Origin of the sequence: Marinobacter orientalis, from assembly GCF_004792665.1 — a bacterium.
GTDB lineage: Bacteria > Pseudomonadota > Gammaproteobacteria > Pseudomonadales > Oleiphilaceae > Marinobacter > Marinobacter orientalis.
This window is the reverse complement of the sequence record NZ_SRZX01000004.1, coordinates 276,901-295,414: the sequence shown is the minus strand read 5'-3', so window position 1 is coordinate 295,414 and position 18,514 is coordinate 276,901. Positions and strand designations below refer to the sequence as shown.

16 protein-coding genes and 2 pseudogenes are annotated in these 18,514 nt (G+C 56.4%); 14 read left to right on the top strand and 4 right to left on the bottom strand.

Annotation, left to right across the window (positions count from 1 at the left end; genetic code table 11):
* Nucleotides 1-238 precede the first annotated feature (238 nt).
* Nucleotides 239-368, top strand: a pseudogene (locus tag DIT72_RS13390) (YnfA family protein); the annotation flags it as partial.
* A 142-nt stretch (nucleotides 369-510) separates the two neighbouring features.
* Nucleotides 511-1,170 (top strand): NADPH-dependent FMN reductase, encoded by a 660-nt coding sequence (locus DIT72_RS13385; protein WP_135955741.1) that lies wholly within the window; start codon nucleotides 511-513, stop codon nucleotides 1,168-1,170.
* Between the two features lie 353 nt (nucleotides 1,171-1,523).
* Here the strand turns inward: DIT72_RS13385 and DIT72_RS13380 are convergent, their stop codons facing one another.
* On the bottom strand, nucleotides 1,524-1,949 hold the full coding sequence (locus tag DIT72_RS13380) for an OsmC family protein (protein WP_135955740.1): 426 nt from the start codon (nucleotides 1,947-1,949) through the stop codon (nucleotides 1,524-1,526).
* A gap of 141 nt (nucleotides 1,950-2,090) precedes the next feature.
* Nucleotides 2,091-3,090: pseudogene (gene rlmF, locus DIT72_RS13375) on the bottom strand (23S rRNA (adenine(1618)-N(6))-methyltransferase RlmF).
* 211 nt (nucleotides 3,091-3,301) lie between these two features.
* Here rlmF and DIT72_RS13370 point away from each other — a divergent pair.
* The 7 genes from DIT72_RS13370 to DIT72_RS13340 all read left to right on the top strand — a co-directional run bounded on the left by DIT72_RS13370 (nucleotide 3,302) and on the right by DIT72_RS13340 (nucleotide 9,439).
* Entirely contained in the window at nucleotides 3,302-3,682 is a 381-nt protein-coding gene (locus DIT72_RS13370) for a DUF1643 domain-containing protein (RefSeq protein ID WP_228260815.1), read from the top strand.
* On the top strand, nucleotides 3,660-3,899 hold the full coding sequence (locus tag DIT72_RS13365) for a hypothetical protein (protein WP_135955738.1): 240 nt from the start codon (nucleotides 3,660-3,662) through the stop codon (nucleotides 3,897-3,899). Before DIT72_RS13370 ends, DIT72_RS13365 begins: the two co-directional genes overlap by 23 nt.
* A gap of 104 nt (nucleotides 3,900-4,003) precedes the next feature.
* Nucleotides 4,004-6,256: an OsmC domain/YcaO domain-containing protein gene (locus DIT72_RS13360; protein ID WP_135955737.1), complete on the top strand. Its 2,253-nt coding sequence runs from the start codon at nucleotides 4,004-4,006 to the stop codon at nucleotides 6,254-6,256.
* A complete protein-coding gene (locus DIT72_RS13355) occupies nucleotides 6,207-6,536 on the top strand; it encodes a hypothetical protein (protein ID WP_135955736.1) in 330 nt (109 codons plus the stop codon). The genes DIT72_RS13360 and DIT72_RS13355 overlap by 50 nt, the downstream gene beginning before the upstream one ends.
* 58 nt (nucleotides 6,537-6,594) lie before the next feature.
* Nucleotides 6,595-7,473 (top strand): glutathione-dependent disulfide-bond oxidoreductase, encoded by an 879-nt coding sequence (gene yghU / locus DIT72_RS13350; RefSeq protein WP_135955735.1) that lies wholly within the window; start codon nucleotides 6,595-6,597, stop codon nucleotides 7,471-7,473.
* Entirely contained in the window at nucleotides 7,473-9,053 is a 1,581-nt protein-coding gene (locus tag DIT72_RS13345) for a PQQ-dependent sugar dehydrogenase (RefSeq protein WP_135955734.1), read from the top strand. Before yghU ends, DIT72_RS13345 begins: the two co-directional genes overlap by 1 nt.
* A gap of 14 nt (nucleotides 9,054-9,067) precedes the next feature.
* Nucleotides 9,068-9,439 (top strand): YidH family protein, encoded by a 372-nt coding sequence (locus DIT72_RS13340; RefSeq protein WP_135955733.1) that lies wholly within the window; start codon nucleotides 9,068-9,070, stop codon nucleotides 9,437-9,439.
* A 37-nt stretch (nucleotides 9,440-9,476) separates the two neighbouring features.
* On the opposite strand, the gene DIT72_RS13335 is transcribed toward DIT72_RS13340, so the two are convergent.
* Complete coding sequence (locus DIT72_RS13335; protein WP_135955732.1) at nucleotides 9,477-9,725, bottom strand: thiamine-binding protein; 249 nt, start codon at nucleotides 9,723-9,725, stop codon at nucleotides 9,477-9,479.
* Between the two features lie 27 nt (nucleotides 9,726-9,752).
* The gene (gene ggt / locus DIT72_RS13330; protein WP_228260814.1) at nucleotides 9,753-11,516 is read right to left on the bottom strand and encodes a gamma-glutamyltransferase; all 1,764 of its coding nucleotides are present in this window, start codon (nucleotides 11,514-11,516) and stop codon (nucleotides 9,753-9,755) included.
* Nucleotides 11,517-11,624: 108 nt separating this feature from the next.
* Here ggt and purU point away from each other — a divergent pair, with 108 nt between their 5' ends.
* From purU to hisC, 5 genes are all read left to right on the top strand, one after another.
* A complete protein-coding gene (gene purU / locus DIT72_RS13325) occupies nucleotides 11,625-12,479 on the top strand; it encodes a formyltetrahydrofolate deformylase (RefSeq protein WP_135955731.1) in 855 nt (284 codons plus the stop codon).
* A gap of 126 nt (nucleotides 12,480-12,605) precedes the next feature.
* Entirely contained in the window at nucleotides 12,606-15,179 is a 2,574-nt protein-coding gene (gyrA, locus tag DIT72_RS13320; RefSeq protein WP_135955730.1) for a DNA gyrase subunit A, read from the top strand.
* Nucleotides 15,163-16,245 carry a 3-phosphoserine/phosphohydroxythreonine transaminase gene (gene serC, locus DIT72_RS13315; RefSeq protein ID WP_135955729.1) on the top strand — a complete coding sequence of 361 codons (1,083 nt, stop codon included), beginning with the start codon at nucleotides 15,163-15,165 and terminating at the stop codon, nucleotides 16,243-16,245. Before gyrA ends, serC begins: the two co-directional genes overlap by 17 nt.
* A gap of 2 nt (nucleotides 16,246-16,247) precedes the next feature.
* Nucleotides 16,248-17,345 (top strand): prephenate dehydratase, encoded by a 1,098-nt coding sequence (pheA, locus tag DIT72_RS13310; RefSeq protein ID WP_135955728.1) that lies wholly within the window; start codon nucleotides 16,248-16,250, stop codon nucleotides 17,343-17,345.
* 29 nt (nucleotides 17,346-17,374) lie between these two features.
* Nucleotides 17,375-18,514, top strand: coding sequence for a histidinol-phosphate transaminase (gene hisC / locus DIT72_RS13305; RefSeq protein WP_135955727.1), 1,140 nt, complete (start codon nucleotides 17,375-17,377; stop codon nucleotides 18,512-18,514).

The window sequence follows — 18,514 nt, the reverse complement described above, 5'->3', positions numbered from 1 at the left end:
CGTCAGGGCGTGACGATATTGAACCTTCCGTCCGGCTTGTCCAGCATGTCTACGAACACCGGCCTCGTCAGCTTTCAGCCGGACGGCCATGGTGTCGAAAAAGCGGGTAACCGGCGTGTTCAGTAGCACCTCTTCCATCTCGGCGGCATTCAGGCCATTGTCGGGAACACCATGGCGCAGTTCGTAGGCGCCTGTCAGGTACACGTCGCGCCAGGGCAATCTCCGTAATTTATAACCCTCCATCTGGCTGCCAGTGCCAGGCGAGTTGAATCCTGCGGCATTTGCGTGGTTAACTGCCGCTTCATCCCAAAGCTGCTGGCAGGGTCTACGCTGCGTATGGTGGTGTGTATATTTTCATGGCGATCATCATGTTTGCGCCGCACACCACATAACCAATTGTTGTAGTTCGTTCCGGGCCTGCGGCTCTCCACCGGACGCCCATTTCGCTGCGCTACTTGGGCGCCGCTAAACAAGGGCGTCATGCAGCATTGCTATCAGATGGAGTTCCAAATGAAATTCTTGGTTTTCTTGGGCACCGTGCGCGATAGTACTCCTCCGAAGCCGGCCCGCCTGGGTGTTCGGGTCACAGAAGCGGTTCTCGAATGTCTGAAAAGTCGATATGCCGGACATGAGGTAGAGTTGGTTGATGCTCTGGATTATCCACCAGAAGCTGTCTTCAAGCCGCACTTCGCTTACCCACGGAGCAAGGCGCCTGCGGAACTTAATCAATTGGCGGAGAAAATAGAAAGTGCCGATGGATTCGTTATGATCAGCCCCGAATATAACCATTCAATGAGCCCGGCGCTTGCCAATCTGTTGAACCATTTTGGCAGTTCCCTGTTCTCCTACAAGCCAAGTGCGATCGTGACCTATTCGGCAGGCCAGTGGGGCGGGATGCGTGCAGCGGTCGGCCTGCGCACGTTTCTTTCAGAGCTGGGCTGCCTGCCAGTTTCTGCGATGATACATGTGCCCAGGGCACAAGAAGTCTTTGCGGCAGATGGATCACCGGAGGCTGGGGAAGATAAAGACTCCTGGTTCGCTTATTTTGGTCGAACCTTCAATCAATTGATCTGGTGGGCTCAGGCGGCGAAGGAATATCGAGCGCAGGTTGATCCGCATAAGCTGGTAAGGGATTTCAAGACGGATCCATCCGAACGCAACGCGCCTTAGTGTGATTAGCAAAACAGTCGGCTGCACAGCGACCGATTTTCCGCCGCTTTGCGCCTACAACCCTTACCAGGACCTGACATAATGGCGGAACCATCCTCAGTTCCTGACAATCACAGTCACGGCGACGCCTCCTACATTGCGGCTTTGCCTCCATTTTGCAGCCGCGCGTGCTGTTGGTGTTAGAAATTATTGAAAGTGAGCGGGTAACATGGATCTTGAAATAACCGTAGTGGATGCATTTACGGATTCCGTTTGACCCTGACCCACTACCATATTTAAAAAAGGCAGATCAGTTAGTTACTGGTCTGCCTTCTTCGCATCTTGAGCGGGGGAAAGTTCCCACCACGTCATGGCTAGTCTTTCAGGTGAGCGTTCATGGTGATGTCTGGTTTCAGGGCTTTTGACACCGGGCAATTCATCTTGGCGGTGTTGGCTGCTTCGAGGAATTTTTCCTGGTCAATTCCGGGTATTTTTGCAGTCACATCAAAATGGATGGCCGATATTTCAAAACCGCCGTCCCCCTCGCTGAGGGTGACACTGGCCTTGGTATCAATGCTGTCAGGCACATGATCGGACTCACCCAGGATCATGGACAATGCCATGGAAAAACAGCCTGCGTGAGCGGCCCCGAGAAGTTCCTCCGGGTTGGTTCCATTGCCATCCTCAAAACGGGTCTTGAAGGAATACTGCTGTTCTGAAAGTACTCCACTTTCCGTGGAAACCGTACCCTTGCCTTCCTTCAGGCTGCCTTCCCAGTGCGCACTTGCGTTGCGTTTCATGGTGCCTCCTTTCCGTTTCTGGTTGCTGTGTTACCTTCCTGGTTTCCAGGTTCATGGGGCCGGCGTTTAAAGGCTCCGCGAAATGAACCCTCTTTGACTTAAACATGGCAGCTGCACCCCGTCAACCGGGTGGCCGGTCGATTACGATGTGCTGACATCCGAGTCGAGGCTGCTGTGTTTTCCCGGCGCGCTAAAGATAAATGTCCAGGCCAATACCCTCGTAATCTTGTTTCCCTGCTTCATTTCTATTTCCCGTATATCAACTGCACCGAGCTTACGAATCAACTTCTTTGCAGGCTTAACATTGTCGGCTTTTGAAACCAGGCTGGTAAACCAGCGGCACTGAGTTGAATACGCCTGGCTTTCTCTTATCAGCTTTTTCAGAAAGAGATGTTCACCCCCTTTACACCAAAGCTCTGCTCCCAGCCCGCCAAAGTTCAGGGGGGGGGGATTCGGTTTTTGCTTTCTGTTCACCGCGGCTACGGGCAAGGTTATTAAGTTTAAGCCTGCTGCCTTTAAGTGCTTCATCGGGCGAGGCATGGAACGGTGGGTTGCATACGCTGACGTCGAAGAACTCCCCGGCTTGAATGATCCCTTCAAACATGTGGTTTTTATCGTCCTGCGTGCGCAGTGTGACGCGGTCTTCGAGTGTGGGGTTGTTGGCGATAATCGCGGCTACGTTCTCAAGCGACTGGGTGTTGATGTCACTGCCGACACATTGCCAGCCGTAAATCTGGGAGGCCAGTAGCGGATAGATTCCATTTGCGCCAGTTCCTATATCGAGCAGCTTGATGCCGGGCTGTTCAAGCCCGGGCCCAGCCCCAACAAGTAGGTCCGCCATGTAATGGATATAATCGGCTCTGCCCGGGATTGGTGGGCAAAGCGCTCCTTCTGGAATATCCCAGTCTACAATGTTGTAGTATCGGTTTAATAACGCGGCGTTGAGAGTTTTTACTGCCAATGGGTCTGCGAAATCGATGGAAAGCTCGCCATGAGCGTTCGGTTTCACATGGGGGGCCAGTGCCGGGTGGCTTTTTACGAGAGCCGGAAAGTCATAGCCCTGATTGTGCAGATTCCTCGGGTGCAGATCTTTGTGAGCAGGCTTGGCCTGTCTTTTTTCACTTCGACGGAGGGTGCTCACAGTAATAGGCCCGGGGCTTGGAGTTCAATAGTAGAGTGGGTCTGGCTTAGGCCGTGATTATAATCTTAATGTAGGTGATGGGCATACTCGGCAGTTCGGGGGTAGTGCAAGCCCTCCGGTTATATCGTTGCTGTCGGACTCACCTACGCTGGCCCTCTTGCACGCCGCAAAGCCAGGACATTAAATGCCCATTTCAGCCTGGGAGATATGTTTGAAGACTGACGCTGCATTTTCCGACTGCAGAAATTACCGGTATGCGCTCTGGCGCGTGTGGGATGAAGCCAGGCCTTATGTTGCCATTATTGGCCTGAACCCATCCACCGCCGATGAATTTCAGAATGATCCCACCATCAATCGTTGCATCTCTTTTGCACAGTTTTGGGGGTATGGTGGTGTTTGTGTGGTTAACCTGTTCGCTTTCAGGGCAACGGTCCCGGCAGATATGATGAGAGTGAAAGCCCCGGCCGGCCCTGAGAACGACAAATGGTTGGTAGAAATCTCAAGGTCAGCCGGTGCTGTGGTAGCAGCACGTCAGCCACCACATCATCACACCCAAGGTAAAATAAACCATGAAAAATCCTGCAGATATTGATGAAACAATCAGAGCCGGTGATACAGCGAGCATTGAAAATACAGCATCAGAAAAGCTCTCGGTCAGCCTGATTTGCAGTGACGCATGCCGGGTGGATATTGATCTGGAGCCTGGTCAGGTTCTGGACTTCAGCGCCGGTAGTTCGGATGCGAAAATCGTCTTGCACAATGGTGATCCGGTCAATCTTCTGATAATCAGACCGGAATCTGCATCCTGACAGGCTGGTTTACACAGTGCCCGAGACGAAGCGCATCAAAAACTGGATAATGGCGACCATTCAAGGCTACGGCCCGCCAAATTCTCCAATCCGGATTCTGCGTAATGGAAATCAACGTCAATTTTCTCGACAACCTCAGGCTTGAAGCCAAGTTTGATGATTTCACCGTCGTTACCGACCAGCCCATCCGTTACAAGGGCGACGGATCGGCGCCCAGCCCTTTCGACTACTTTCTGGCCTCCTCGGCTCTGTGCGCGGCCTATTTTGTTCGCGTTTATTGCCTGGCGCGGAACATTCCTACCGAGAATATCCGCCTCGCCCAGAACAACATCGTGGACCCGGAAAACCGCTACAACCAGATTTTCAAGATCCAGGTAGAGTTGCCGGAAGACATTTCCGACAAGGACCGGCAGGGGATTCTGCGATCCATCGATCGCTATACCGTCAAGAAGGTGGTGCAAACCGGCCCGACGTTCGAGATTGAAACGGTCGAGAATCTCGGTGCGGATGCCCAGGCCCTGCTGATGACCAGGCCAGAGGGCGGTACCAGCACCTATATCGAGGGCAAGGATCTTCCCCTGGAGCAGACCATCGCCAACATGACCCGCATCCTCGAGGATCTGGGCATGAAAATCGAGATCGCCTCCTGGCGCAACATCGTGCCCCATGTGTGGTCCCTGCACATCCGCGATGCTGCCTCACCCATGTGCTTTACCAACGGCAAGGGCGCCACCAAGGAAAGCGCGCTGTGTTCAGCACTGGGTGAATTCATTGAACGGCTGAACTGCAACTTCTTCTACAACGACCAGTTTTTCGGGGAGGACATCGCCAACAGCGAGTTCGTTCATTATCCGAACGAGAAATGGTTCAGGCCGGGCCCCGACGACGAACTGCCGGAAGGCATCCTGGATGATTACTGCCTGGCTATCTACAACCCCGAAGGCGAGCTGTACGGCTCCAGCCTGATCGATACCAACTCCGGCAAAATCGGGCGTGGCATTGTCTCCCTGCCTTTCGTGCGCCAGTCAGACGGCCAGGTGGTTTATTTCCCTTCGAACCTGATTGAGAACCTGTACCTCAGTAATGGTATGAGTGCAGGGAATACGTTGCACGAAGCACAGGTACAGTGCCTGTCGGAGATTTTTGAGCGGGCGGTAAAAAAGCAGATTATCGAAGAAGAGATTGCTCTGCCGGACGTCCCCAGCGAAGTACTGGAAAAGTATCCGCATATTCTGGAGGGCGTGGAAGCGCTGGAAACACAGGGTTTCCCCACCCTGGTCAAGGATGCCTCCCTGGGTGGCCGGTTCCCGGTAATGTGCGTCACCCTGATGAATCCGCGAACCGGTGGTGTCTTCGCCTCCTTTGGTGCCCATCCGAGCCTGGAAGTGGCGCTGGAGCGGAGCCTCACGGAATTGCTGCAGGGCCGCAGTTTCGAGGGCCTGAACGATGTACCGCCGCCGACCTTCAACAGCCTCGCGGTCACCGAACCCAACAATTTTGTGGAACACTTTATTGATTCCACCGGTGTGGTGTCCTGGCGTTTTTTCAGCGCGAAGTCGGATTACGATTTCTGCGAGTGGGATTTCTCCGGTACCAACGCGGAAGAGGCCGCCTGCCTGTTCAATATTCTCAGGGAGATGGACAGGGAGGTCTACGTCGCTGTCTATGAAGAACTGGGTGCGCCGGTGTGCCGTATTCTGGTGCCAGGCTATTCCGAGGTCTATCCGGCCGACGACCTGATCTGGGATAACACCAACAAGGCACTGGACTACCGGGAAGATATTCTCAACCTCCATTCCCTGGATGACAACCAGTTGGCGGATCTGGTGGAGCGCCTGGAAGAAAGCCAGATGGATGACTACACGGATATCATTACCCTGATCGGTATCGAGTTCGATGAGAATACGGTCTGGGGTCAGCTCACTATCCTCGAGCTCAAGCTTCTCGTCAATCTGGCGCTGCAACAGCATGAGGAGGCACTTGAACGGGTTGAAGCGTTCCTGCAGTTCAACGACAACACGGTAGAGCGCAACCTGTTCTACCGTGCGGTGAACGCGGTGCTGGAGATCGCCCTTGATGATGAGCTGGAGCTCGATGATTATCTGGTCAACCTCCGGCGTATGTTTGGTGAGGAGACCATGGAAGCCGTGGTAGGCTCGGTCAATGGCAGCGTTCGCTTTCACGGCCTTACACCGACCAATATGCAACTGGAAGGGCTGGATAAGCATTTGCGTCTGGTGGAAAGCTATAAAAAACTGCATGCGGCCCGTGCGGCGAGGCAGAATTCATCCTTCGGAGTAAATCCGTATGAAGAAAACCCTTTTAGTGTCGATGCTCCTGACAGTATTCAGTCTTAACGGCTGGGCCCAGGAAGTTGATTACAACAAGCGCAACCTGCATATTTTCTGCGCAAGCCATCTGGCCCTTCTCAGTGACTTGCTCGCTGAAAAAGGCAATGACTACAAGGCTCTGGTGTTCATGTCAGATAAGCATGGCGATGAGGCCCGGAAAATGGGCGCGACCGATGAGCATTTTTCCGATGTGACCCGTTATCTGAGAACCGTCCGTAACAATAATAAAGGGAAGTGGAGCAGGCTGACCGCCCGCAGCAGAGAGGTCTGTTTACCCGGTTCCTGAATGGTTTGAAATTCGCAGATCGCTTGTTTGCAGATCTCTTGGCAGTGAGGATGACTGAATGACCGACGACACCTATACGCCCCCGAAAGTCTGGAAATGGGACGCCGAAAGTGGTGGAGCCTTCTCCAAAATCAACCGGCCAATTGCCGGACCAACCCATGAGAAAGAGTTACCGGTTGGCAAACACCCGTTTCAGCTTTATTCACTGGCGACCCCAAATGGCGTGAAAGCCACCATCATGTTCGAGGAATTGCTGGAAAAGGGCGTCAAGGAAGCGGAGTACGATGCCTGGCCGATCCGCATTACCGAGGGTGAACAGTTTGGTAGCGGCTTTGTGAAGGCCAATCCCAATTCCAAGATTCCGGCAATGATGGACCACAACCATGAGCCGGCGGTGCGGGTGTTCGAGTCCGGGGCTATCGTGTTGTATCTGGCCGAGAAGTTCGGCGAATTCCTGCCAGCGGATATTGTAGCTCGTACCGAAACCCTGAACTGGCTGTTCTGGCAGATGGGCAGTGCGCCTTTCCTGGGCGGTGGATTTGGTCATTTTTACGCCTATGCGCCGGAAAAATACGAGTACCCGATCAACCGGTACACCATGGAAGTGAAGCGCCAGCTGGATGTGCTGGATCGCCAGTTGGCGGATAACCGTTATGTTGCGGGGGATGAATACACCATTGCCGATATCGCTATCTGGCCGTGGTATGGCGCACTTGTTAAAAACAAGGTCTACGACGCGGCGGAATTCCTTGAGGCCCACACCTACAGGAACGTTGTGCGCTGGGCCGATGAAATCGGCAAGCGCCCGGCCGTTAAACGTGGGCTGATGGTCAACCGCACCTGGGGTGACGAGAGCAGGCAGTTGCATGAGCGCCACGACGCCAGTGACTTCGAGCTGCGCACCCAGGATAAGCTGGAGTCTTCCGGGGACAAGTAATGGCGGCGTCGGTCAGCTGGTGGAAAGTGGTTCTCGCTTTTGTGGTCGCGGTCTTCGTGGGCTCGGTGCTTGGTAGCCTTGTCCAGACCCAGTTCAACCTTCAGGCGCTGGAAGCGCTGGGGGTCAGGATCAGCATGGGAACCCGGCTGGAAACCAGTATTCATGACCTGGTCAATTTTGCCCCGCTTTACGCCATCCTGTTCGGGGTTGGCTTCCTGTTTTCCGTAGGTATTGCTTCGCTGGTGGTCAGGCTGGCAGGTAACTCCGGCCGCGTGTGGTTGTACCCGCTTGCTGCGGCGGCGGGGCTGTGGGCGACGCTGCGGATTGTCGATGCACTCGCGCCCATGCCCACGCTTATTGCGGCCACGCGGGATAGCGGAGGTTTGATGGCGATGCTTGCGACTGCAGCCATTTCCGGCTGGCTGTTTGCGATGCTGGTCAGCGGCCAAACCGGCCGCGTTAGTGGCCGTTCCGTGCCGCTCGTGGCGCTTATGCTGGCTGGTGGCCTGGCGCTGCCGGCGCCGGATGCTGCTGCCGAGGAAGGGTCTGGCTATGAAATAGAGACAGTCGCTCAGGGCCTGGAACACCCCTGGTCGCTGGCCTTTCTGTCTGATGGGCGCATGCTTGTTACCGAACGGCCTGGCAGGTTACGAATGCTGACGGCCGAAGGCGAACTGCTACCGGACCCACTGGAAGGTGTGCCAGAGGTATTTGCCTCTGCCCAGGCCGGATTGTTTGATGTGCTTCCTGCCAGGGACTTCGAGCAGAGCAGGATGATCTATCTCAGCTACGCCTGTGGCACGCCTGAGGCCAATCATACCTGCCTGGCCAGGGCGGAGCTCGGCGACCACCGCCTGGAAAATGTCACCGAGATATTCCGGGCGCAGCCGGCCAAGGAGGGTAATGCCCATTACGGCGGCCGCCTGGCGTGGTTGCCCGACAGCACGCTGGTGCTGACCCTGGGTGATGGTTTTGATTACCGGGAACAGGCCCAGCGAAGGGAGAATCACATTGGCAGCATTGTCCGCCTGAATCCGGACGGCAGCGTGCCAGCGGACAACCCGTTTGCCGGCAGTGACCGGTATCAGGGTGAAATCTACAGTTACGGCCATCGCAACGTGCAGGGCCTGGTCTACGATAATGAACAGGACCGGCTGATTGCCCATGAACACGGGCCCAGGGGTGGCGACGAAATCAATGTGATCCGCCCGGGTGCCAATTATGGCTGGCCTGTTACGACCCATGGGCTGGACTATACCGGTGCCCGGGTGACACCGTTCAAGGAGCGGGAAGGCATTGAGCCGCCCCTGATGCATTGGACACCCTCCATTGCGCCATCCGGCATGACCCTGTACAGCGGCGATCTGTTCCCCCAGTGGCGCGGGGATTTGCTGATAGGGGGGTTGGCGAGCAGGCAGGTTCATCGTGTCCGTCTGGACAATGGCCAGGCGCAAGAGGTTGGCGTGCACTTCGGAGAGCTGGATGAGCGTATCCGGGATGTACGGAGCGGTCCCGATGGTGCGGTCTATCTGCTAACCGACAGTGCTGATGGCCGTGTTCTGAGAGTAACACCGGAGTAGAGAAAAGGAAGCCCATGTCTGATCTGAAAGACCCGAGAGTTCTGTTTGCCGCCGAACGCACGCTGCTGGCCTGGAACCGCACCAGCCTGTCTTTTATTGCCTTCGGGTTTCTGATCGAGAGAGCGGGCCTGCTCCTGCATGTTCTGGCACCGGAAAGAGCTGCGGGAATGAATGTCAGGCTGGGATTCTGGATTGGCGTCCTCTTCATCCTGCTGGGAGCCTTCGCTGCGGTGTGGTCTTCGCGCCAGTTCCGCGCCCTGTTGCGCACTCTCAGCCCGGCAGAGTTTCCCGCCGGGTACGGATTCCGCTGGGGGCTGGCGGTCAACATGTTTGTGGCGTTTCTGGGGCTTTTACTGGTAGGTGCGCTGTTTATTGGCCGCGGGTAACAGGTTACCCGCGGCCGTGTTCTCCTGTGCTGTTGCGCTATCGCGGCCTGCGGTCACCTTCCATGATCTTTGCCACAAACACCGATTTGCCGTACTCCTCGAATGACCACTTCATGGTATCCGAGAGCACCTTCATCACCTCATCATACTCACCGAACATTTCTGTGCTCATGCGGCCGGGGTGGATTTCCAGGCCACTCTTCTCCAGCCGCTCAACAACCGCGCGGATGGCTGGTTTGTAGTCATCGGCGAAGGGGTAACAACTTAATTGTACGGATAAAAACATAAAAACCTCCCGGGGCTTTGTGTCCCTTTAGTATCCCATGGCTGACGACGTACTGCGGCGGGGATCCGCCCCGCCATACAGAGTTCCGTCGCTGTCGATCAGTATGCTCTGGATCGCGCCCATAGCGCTACCGGTTACCACTTTGTGGCCCTTGTTCTCCAGTAGTCGCACGGTATCCGGGCTGATGCCCTGTTCAATGCGGATTTCATCCGGCAGCCACTGATGGTGAATCCTCGGCGCACTGACCGCAGACTGCATGTTCATATTATGATCAACCACATTGAGCACCACCTGCAAGGTGGTAGTGATAATCCGTGAGCCGCCGGGGCTACCGGTAACCAGATAGTTGCGGCCATCGCGTCTGACAATGGTCGGCGACATGGAGCTAAGCATGCGCTTGCCGGGTTCCACCTTATTGGCTTCTCCGCCGATCAGTCCATAGGCGTTGGGTTCACCCGGTTTGGCGCTGAAATCGTCCATTTCGTTGTTCAGCAGGAAGCCGGCCCCGGCAACGGTAATACCGGAGCCGTAGCTGAAGTTGATGGTGTAGGTATTGGAAACGGCATTCCCCCAGCGGTCGACAATGGAGAAGTGCGTGGTTTCCGGGCTTTCATGGGCACCCGGATTACCAGCCTGGATGTCGGATGACGGGTGGGCCCTGTCCGGATCAATGGTCTTGCGCAAAGCCTCGCCGTAAGCCTTGCTGGTCAGGCCCTCCACAGGCACATCCACAAAGTCGGTATCTCCCAGATACCTCGCCCGGTCTGCATAGGCCAGTTTCATGGCTTCGGCCATGTGGTGAATGCTGGCAGCGGAATTGTGGCCAAAACCGGCAAGGGGATAACCCTCGAGAATATTGAGAATCTGCACAATATGGGTGCCGCCGGAGGAGGGCGGCGACATGGAATAGATGTCGTGGCCCCGATAGGTGCCATGAACCGGCTGGCGGATTTTCGGCTGGTAGTTTTTCAGGTCATCCAGAGTGATAAGGCCGTCGTGGCGCTCCATCTCCTCTACGATAAGCGCCGCGGTTTCACCTTCATAAAAGCCTTTAGCGCCCTGGTCGGCAATACGCTGGAGCGTGTCTGCCAGTTCCGGTTGGCGGAAGCGTTCACCGGGCTGCCACGGGGAACCGTCTTCTTTATAGAAGGTATCGAGAGTGGCCGGCCAGCGCTGGAGCCGGTCCCGGGCCTGCTCCAGGCCTTCGGTGAATCGGTCGGGTACTGTGAAGCCATCTCGTGCCAGTTTGATTGCGGGCGCCAGCGCCCGTTCCAGGGAAAGGGTGCCGTGCCGTTCCAGCGCCATGGCAAGGCCGGCCACGGTGCCCGGTACCCCGGCTGCCTTGTGGGTGAAGCGACTGCGATTCGGCACCACGTTGCCGTCCTGGTCCTGAAACATCGTTTCCGTGGCAGCGGCCGGCGCTTTTTCGCGGTAGTCGATGGCTTCGACGGCCTCGCCGTTGCCGGGCGCATAGAGCATGAATCCGCCCCCGCCGATATTGCCGGAACGCGGCTGGGTGACAGCCAGGGCAAAACCGGCCGTTACCGCCGCATCCATCGCATTACCACCGTTTTCAAGAACCTCCAACGCCACTTCGGTTGCCAGCGTATGGCTGGTCGCCACCATCCCGTTCACCCCTTTGACCGGATGGTGCCGTTGCCCCTCAAGAATGGCATCGGCCACAGCCGGCTGCAGGGGTAGAAGCAATGTAAGGGTAATGATCAGTTTCGCAGCCAGTGAGCGGCCCGATACGGCTTTTCCGATGTCTACCTGTAGGGGGTGTCTGTCCATGTCAGTGCGCCTCGTTTCTGATGCTCAGATAGGCTATCATAGCCGGTCATTTTTAGGGGTGTGAACCCGCGCGCCCGCTTTCCCGGATCAGATTAAGGAAAGGCTTCCATGGAGCATACCTATCGTCTTGTGATTTCCTGCCCGGACCGGGTGGGGATCGTGGCAAAGGTCAGTAACTTTCTGTCGACCTATAATGGCTGGATTACCGAGGCCAGCCACCACTCGGATTCCCAGGCAGGCTGGTTTTTCATGCGGCACGAAATCAAGGCCGAGTCGATTCCATTCGGGCTTGAGCAGTTCCGGATTGCCTTTGAGCCCATTGCCCGCGAGTTCGACATGAACTGGCACATCGCTGATTCCGCACAGCCCAAGAAAGTGATCCTCATGTGCAGCAAGGAATCCCATTGCGTGGCCGATCTTCTGCACCGCTGGCACAGCAAGGAAATCAATGCCGAGATTGTCGCCGTCATTTCCAACCATGAGGATCTGAGGCGCATGGTGGAATGGCACGAGATACCCTACCACTATATTCCTGTGGACAGGAGCAGCCGGGATGAAGCCTTCGGTGAAGTGGACGGCCTGATCGAAGGGTACGAGGCCGATGTGGTTGTTCTGGCCCGGTACATGCAGGTATTGCCTGCCAGCCTGTGTGAAAAATATTCAGGCAAGGTGATCAATATCCATCACAGTTTCCTGCCGTCCTTCGCCGGCGCCCGCCCATACCATCAGGCGTACAGCCGGGGTGTGAAGCTTATTGGTGCCACCTGCCACTACGTGACGCAGGATCTGGATGAAGGCCCCATTATCGAGCAGGATGTGCTTCGTATCAGCCACAGCGACTCCATTGAAGATATGGTGCGCCTCGGCAAGGACGTGGAAAAAAATGCCCTTTCCCGGGGATTGCGGGCGCACATCGAAGACCGCGTGATCACCTACGAAAACAAGACCGTGGTTTTTGACTGACGGCAGCTGCCCATGCTCCGCCAAGGGGTTGAATGTGGTAGTATTGCCCGCTTGTTAAAGAATAACTATGGGGCGCTCTGAAGGGCCCTGAAACGACTTCCAGAAAATGCAAAGGAACCTTTCTCGATGGGTGAGTTAGCCAAAGAGATCCTGCCGGTAAATATTGAAGACGAGCTCAAGCAGTCCTACCTCGATTACGCCATGAGCGTTATCATCGGGCGGGCGCTTCCGGACGTGCGGGACGGCCTCAAGCCGGTGCATCGCCGTGTATTGTTCGCCATGTCCGAGCTGAACAATGACTGGAACAAAGCCTACAAGAAATCCGCCCGTGTGGTGGGTGACGTTATCGGTAAATACCACCCTCATGGTGATTCGGCTGTTTACGACACCATCGTGCGTATGGCCCAGCCTTTTTCCCTGCGGTATCCGCTGGTGGACGGCCAGGGCAACTTCGGTTCTATCGACGGTGACAACGCAGCAGCCATGCGTTACACCGAGATCCGCATGGAGAAGATTGCCCATTCCCTGCTGGCCGATCTGGAAAAGGAAACGGTGGACTTCGTCCCCAACTACGACGGCACCGAGCAGATCCCGGAAGTGCTGCCCACGCGGGTTCCAAATCTGCTGGTCAATGGCTCCTCCGGTATCGCCGTGGGCATGGCAACCAACATTCCCCCCCATAACCTCACGGAAATCGTGAATGGCTGTCTGGCGCTGATCGACAATCCGGACATGACCGTTGATGATCTCATGGAGCATATTCCGGGGCCGGACTTCCCTACCCAGGGCATTATCAATGGCCGCGCCGGTATTGTTGAGGCTTATCGCACCGGTCGTGGGCGTATCTACATCCGTGCCCGCCATGAAATCGAGCATGACAACAAGACCAACCGCGACGCCGTCATTATTACCGAGCTGCCTTACCAGCTGAACAAGGCGCGGCTGATCGAGAAGATTGCAGAGCTGGTTAAAGAGAAGCGGCTGGAAGGTATTACCGAGCTGCGGGACGAATCCAACAAGGAAGGCATCCGCGTAGTGATTGAGCTGCGTCGCGGTGAAAACCCGGATGTGATCGTCAACAACCTGTTTACCCATACCCAGCTGCAGACGGTATTCGGTATCAACATGGTCGCCCTTATTAATGGCGAGCCGAAGATTCTCAACCTGAAGCAGATGCTGGATGCGTTTGTTCGCCACCGTCGGGAAGTGGTTACCCGCCGGACAATTTTTGAACTGCGCAAGGCCCGTGAACGCGGCCACATCCTCGAAGGTCTGACAGTAGCGCTGGCGAATATTGATGAAATCATCGCGCTGATCAAGGCATCGCCGGGCGCGGCGGAGGCGAAGGAAAAACTGATGGCCCAGGGCTGGGCTCCGGGCGATGTTCTGGGCATGCTGGAACGGGCGGGTGAAGATGCCTGTCGTCCGGACGACCTGCCGGAAATATTTGGCCTTCGCAATGGCCTGTATCATCTGTCGCCGGAGCAGGCCCAGGCAATCCTGGATCTGCGTCTGCACCGCCTGACCGGTCTCGAGACCGAGAAGCTGCAGAACGAGTACAAGGACATCCTCGAAAAGATCGCCGGTCTGCTGGAGATTCTGGGCGATCCGGACCGTCTGATGCAGGTAATCCGGGAAGAGCTGGAGGCTATCGTCAACGAGTTTGGTGACAAGCGTCTTACCGAGATTACCAGCTCCAAGCGTGACCTGACCATTGCTGACTTGATCGACGAGGAAGATCTGGTGGTGACCATTTCTCACGGTGGTTACGCCAAGACCCAGGCAGTTGAAGACTATCAGGCCCAGCGCCGTGGTGGCCGTGGCAAGGCTGCAACTTCCATGAAAGACGAGGATTTTGTCGAGAAGCTGCTGGTTGCCAACTCCCACGACACCATCCTGTGCTTCTCCAACCGGGGCAAGGTGTACTGGTTGCGGGTGTTCGAAATTCCACGTGCCAGCCGCGCATCCCGCGGTCGTCCGATGGTGAATATCCTGCCGCTGGATGAAGGTGAGCGTATAACCACCTTCCTGCCGGTCCGTGACTACCCCGAAGACCAGTATGTGCTGATGGCAACATCGGCCGGTGTGGTCAAGAAAACACCACTGCCGAACTTCTCGCGCCCACGCAGCAGTGGTCTGATCGCTTTGTCGCTGGACGAAGGTGACACTCTGATTGGTGCGGCCATAACCAAGGGTGATGCGGAAGTCATGCTGTTCTCCACCGCTGGCAAGGCGGTTCGGTTTAATGAGGAAGCGGTACGTCCGATGAGCCGGACGGCTCGCGGCGTTCGTGGCATCAAGATGCCGGGCGGACATCATGTGGTGTCGCTGATCATTCCCGAGGAAGGTGCGGTGCTGTTGACAGCCAGTGAAAACGGCTACGGCAAGCGCACAACCTTTGACGAGTTCCCGACGTACAGTCGGGGCAGTCAGGGCGTTATTGCCATGCAGTGTTCCGAGCGTAACGGTAACCTGGTTACGGCATTGCAGCTGTTCGAAGGTGACGAAATCATGCTGATCTCGGACAAGGGTACGCTGGTACGTACCCGCACTGACGAGGTATCGATTCTGAGCCGCAATACCCAGGGTGTCCGCCTGATCAAGCTGAGCCAGGAAGATGAGCGTCTTGTGGGCGTTGAGCGTATAGCTGAAACCGATGCGGAAGAGGTCGACGGTGAGGACGATGAGCAGGGCGTATAATTTTTGTGCAGGCCCGGCGACCCTGCCGGAGCCGGTGCTGCAACAGGCACGGGAAGAGATGCTGGACTGGCGCGGCACCGGCATGTCGGTGATGGAAATGAGCCATCGCGGTGACGAGTTCGTGGAAATCGCTGAAACTGCCGAGAAAGACCTTCGGAAATTGGCAGGTATATCAGATGATTACGCTGTACTCTTCATGCAGGGTGGTGCTTCCAGCCAGTTTGCGACGATACCGCTGAACCTGCTGGGCGACAAGACCTCTGCGGACTACGTCAACACCGGCATCTGGTCGAAGAAGGCCATAGCCGAGGCTGGCCGTTATGCACAGGTTAACGTGGTGGCAAGCAGCGAAGCGGAGGGCTTCACCAGCATTCCCGACCAGGAGAGCTGGGACGCCAGTGCCGATGCGGCTTACCTTCACTATACGCCCAACGAAACCATAGGTGGTCTGGAATTCGATTTCGTACCCGAAACCGGTTCCGTGCCCCTGGTTGCGGATATGTCGTCCACCCTGCTGTCACGTCCGCTGGATGTGTCGAGGTTCGGCCTGATCTACGCCGGGGCACAGAAAAACATTGGCCCGTCCGGCCTGGTGGTGGTCATCATTCACAGGGATCTGCTGGGCAAGGCCCGCAAGATCACGCCAACGATGATGAATTACCAGGTATTTGCTGATAACGACTCCATGTTCAACACCCCGGCTACCTATTCCTGGTACCTCGCCGGCCTGGTGTTCAAGTGGCTGAAAGGGCAGGGCGGCGTTGAGGTTATGGGCGAAATCAATCGTCGCAAGGCCAGCAAGTTATACGGCTTTATTGACCAGAATGATTTCTACGCCAATCCTATCTCCCCACGCTTCCGCTCCTGGATGAATGTGCCCTTCACCCTGGCAGACGATGCCCTCAACAATGCTTTCCTTGAAGGGGCGAACGAGCGTGGCCTGTTGAATCTTAAAGGTCACCGGTCCGTGGGTGGCATGCGCGCCAGCATCTACAACGCGATGCCAGAGGCCGGCGTCGACGCGCTGATCGATTACATGACCGTGTTTGCGAAGGAGCGGGGCTGATCATGAGCGATGAGCAGGCCCGCCTCGGGCAATTGAGGGACGAGATTGACCGGCTGGACCGGGAGATTATGGACCTGATCAGCCGGCGGGCCGAATGTGCCCAGGAAGTGGCCCGGGTCAAGATGGAAGCCCATCCGGGTGAGGATGTGTTCTTTTATCGCCCGGAGCGCGAAGCCCGGGTGCTGAGGCGGATCAAGGAAAGCAATCCCGGCCCTTTGTCCGGTGAAGAGATGGCGCGGTTGTTCCGTGAAATCATGTCCGCCTGTCTTGCGCTGGAAAAACCCATGCACATTGCTTTCCTGGGGCCCATTGGCACCTTTACCCAGGCCGCGGCGCTAAAGCACTTTGGGCATTCGGTGATCAGCGTGCCACTGCCGGCCATCGATGCGGTTTTCCGTGAGGTGGAATCCGGCGCGGCCCACTACGGTGTGGTTCCGGTTGAGAACTCCACCGAGGGTATGATCAACCACACCCTGGACATGTTCATGTCCTCGCCGCTGAAAATCTGTGGTGAGGTACAGTTGCGTATCCATCATCACCTGATGGTGTCGCCAGAGCACAAGGGCGAGGAAATCGTTCGCATATACTCCCATCAACAGTCGTTTGCCCAGTGTCGGCAATGGCTGGATGCCCACCGCTATGGCATTGAGCGGGTCACCGTCAGCAGTAACGCGGAAGCGGCAAGGCGCGCAGCGGAGGAGCCGGGTACGGCCGCCATTGCCGGCGATATGGCAGCGGAGCTCTACGGGCTGGAAGTGCTGGCTACCAGCATTGAAGACCGGCCGGACAATACCACCCGCTTCCTGATCATCGGCCGCGAGGAAGTGCCGGCCAGTGGCAATGACAAGTCTTCTATCCTCGTCTCCATGCGCAACAAACCAGGGGCGCTTTACCAGTTGCTGGAGCCGTTCCACAAGCATGGCCTGAGCCTGACCCGTATCGAAACCCGGCCGTCGCCAAGCGGTACCTGGGCCTATGTATTCTACATTGATTTCGAGGGTCACGTGGATGACGAGCAGGTCAGTAAAGTGCTGTCCGAGATTGATGAGGAAGCGGTGGAACTGAAGCGCCTCGGTTCCTACCCGATCGGGGTTCTGTAACCAAACACGAATAGCTGAGGAAGGGTTGAATGTCGATTGATTACCAAAGTCTGGCGGTCAAGGGTGTGCAGGCGTTATCTCCCTACCAGCCCGGCAAACCGATTGACGAGCTGGCGCGGGAACTGGGTCTCAACCCTGACAACATCATCAAGCTCGCCAGCAATGAGAACCCGCTGGGGCCCAGCCCGAAAGCACTGGCAGCGGTCCGGGCAGGGCTGGATGAACTTTGTCGCTATCCCGACGGTAACGGGTTTGAGCTCAAGCAGGCGTTAGCCGCCCGATTCGGCGTGGAAGCCTCTCAGATTACCCTTGGTAACGGCTCCAACGATGTCCTGGAAGTCATTACCCGGTGTTTTGCGGACCAGGAGTCCGAGGTGGTGTTTTCCCAGTACGCCTTTGCGGTTTATCCACTGGTAACCCAGGCGATTGCTGCTACCGGTGTGTCGGTTCCTGCCAGAGGCTATGGCCATGATCTGGATGCAATGGCGGCAGCGATAACAGATCGTACAAAACTGGTGTTCGTCGCCAACCCGAACAACCCTACCGGAACGGTCCATGGTGCCGAAGCTGTCGAGGCGTTTCTTGAGCGGATTCCGGCGCGGGTGCTGGTGGTTCTGGATGAAGCCTACTGTGAATACCTGCAGGGTGATGGCTACGTGGATGGTGTGGCGCTGCTTGAGCATTATCCCAATCTGATTGTCACCCGGACCTTTTCCAAGGCCTGGGGGCTGGCGTCCCTTCGCGTTGGCTACAGTATAAGTTCCGCCGAAATTGCTAATGTACTCAACCGTGTACGGCAGCCTTTTAATGTGAATAATCTGGCACTGACAGCGGCGGCCGCGGTGCTTGACGATGAAGCGTATCTGCAGCGTTCCCGTGATGTGAATGCCGAGGGTATGAAGCAGCTGGAAACCGCCTTTGACGAAATGGGGCTGTCCTACATTCCATCTGCCGGAAATTTTATTGCGGTGGACGTTGGTGAGCAGGCCCTCGACATCAACCAGTCCCTGCTGGAGCAGGGGGTAATCGTGCGACCCATTGCCGGCTATGGCATGCCCCGGCATCTGCGGGTTTCCATAGGTCTGCCGGAAGAGAATGACCGTTTTATCGAGTCCCTGGCTCGTGCCCTGGATAAACGTCAGTCCTCCGAATCCGGTCAAGGAGCTTAA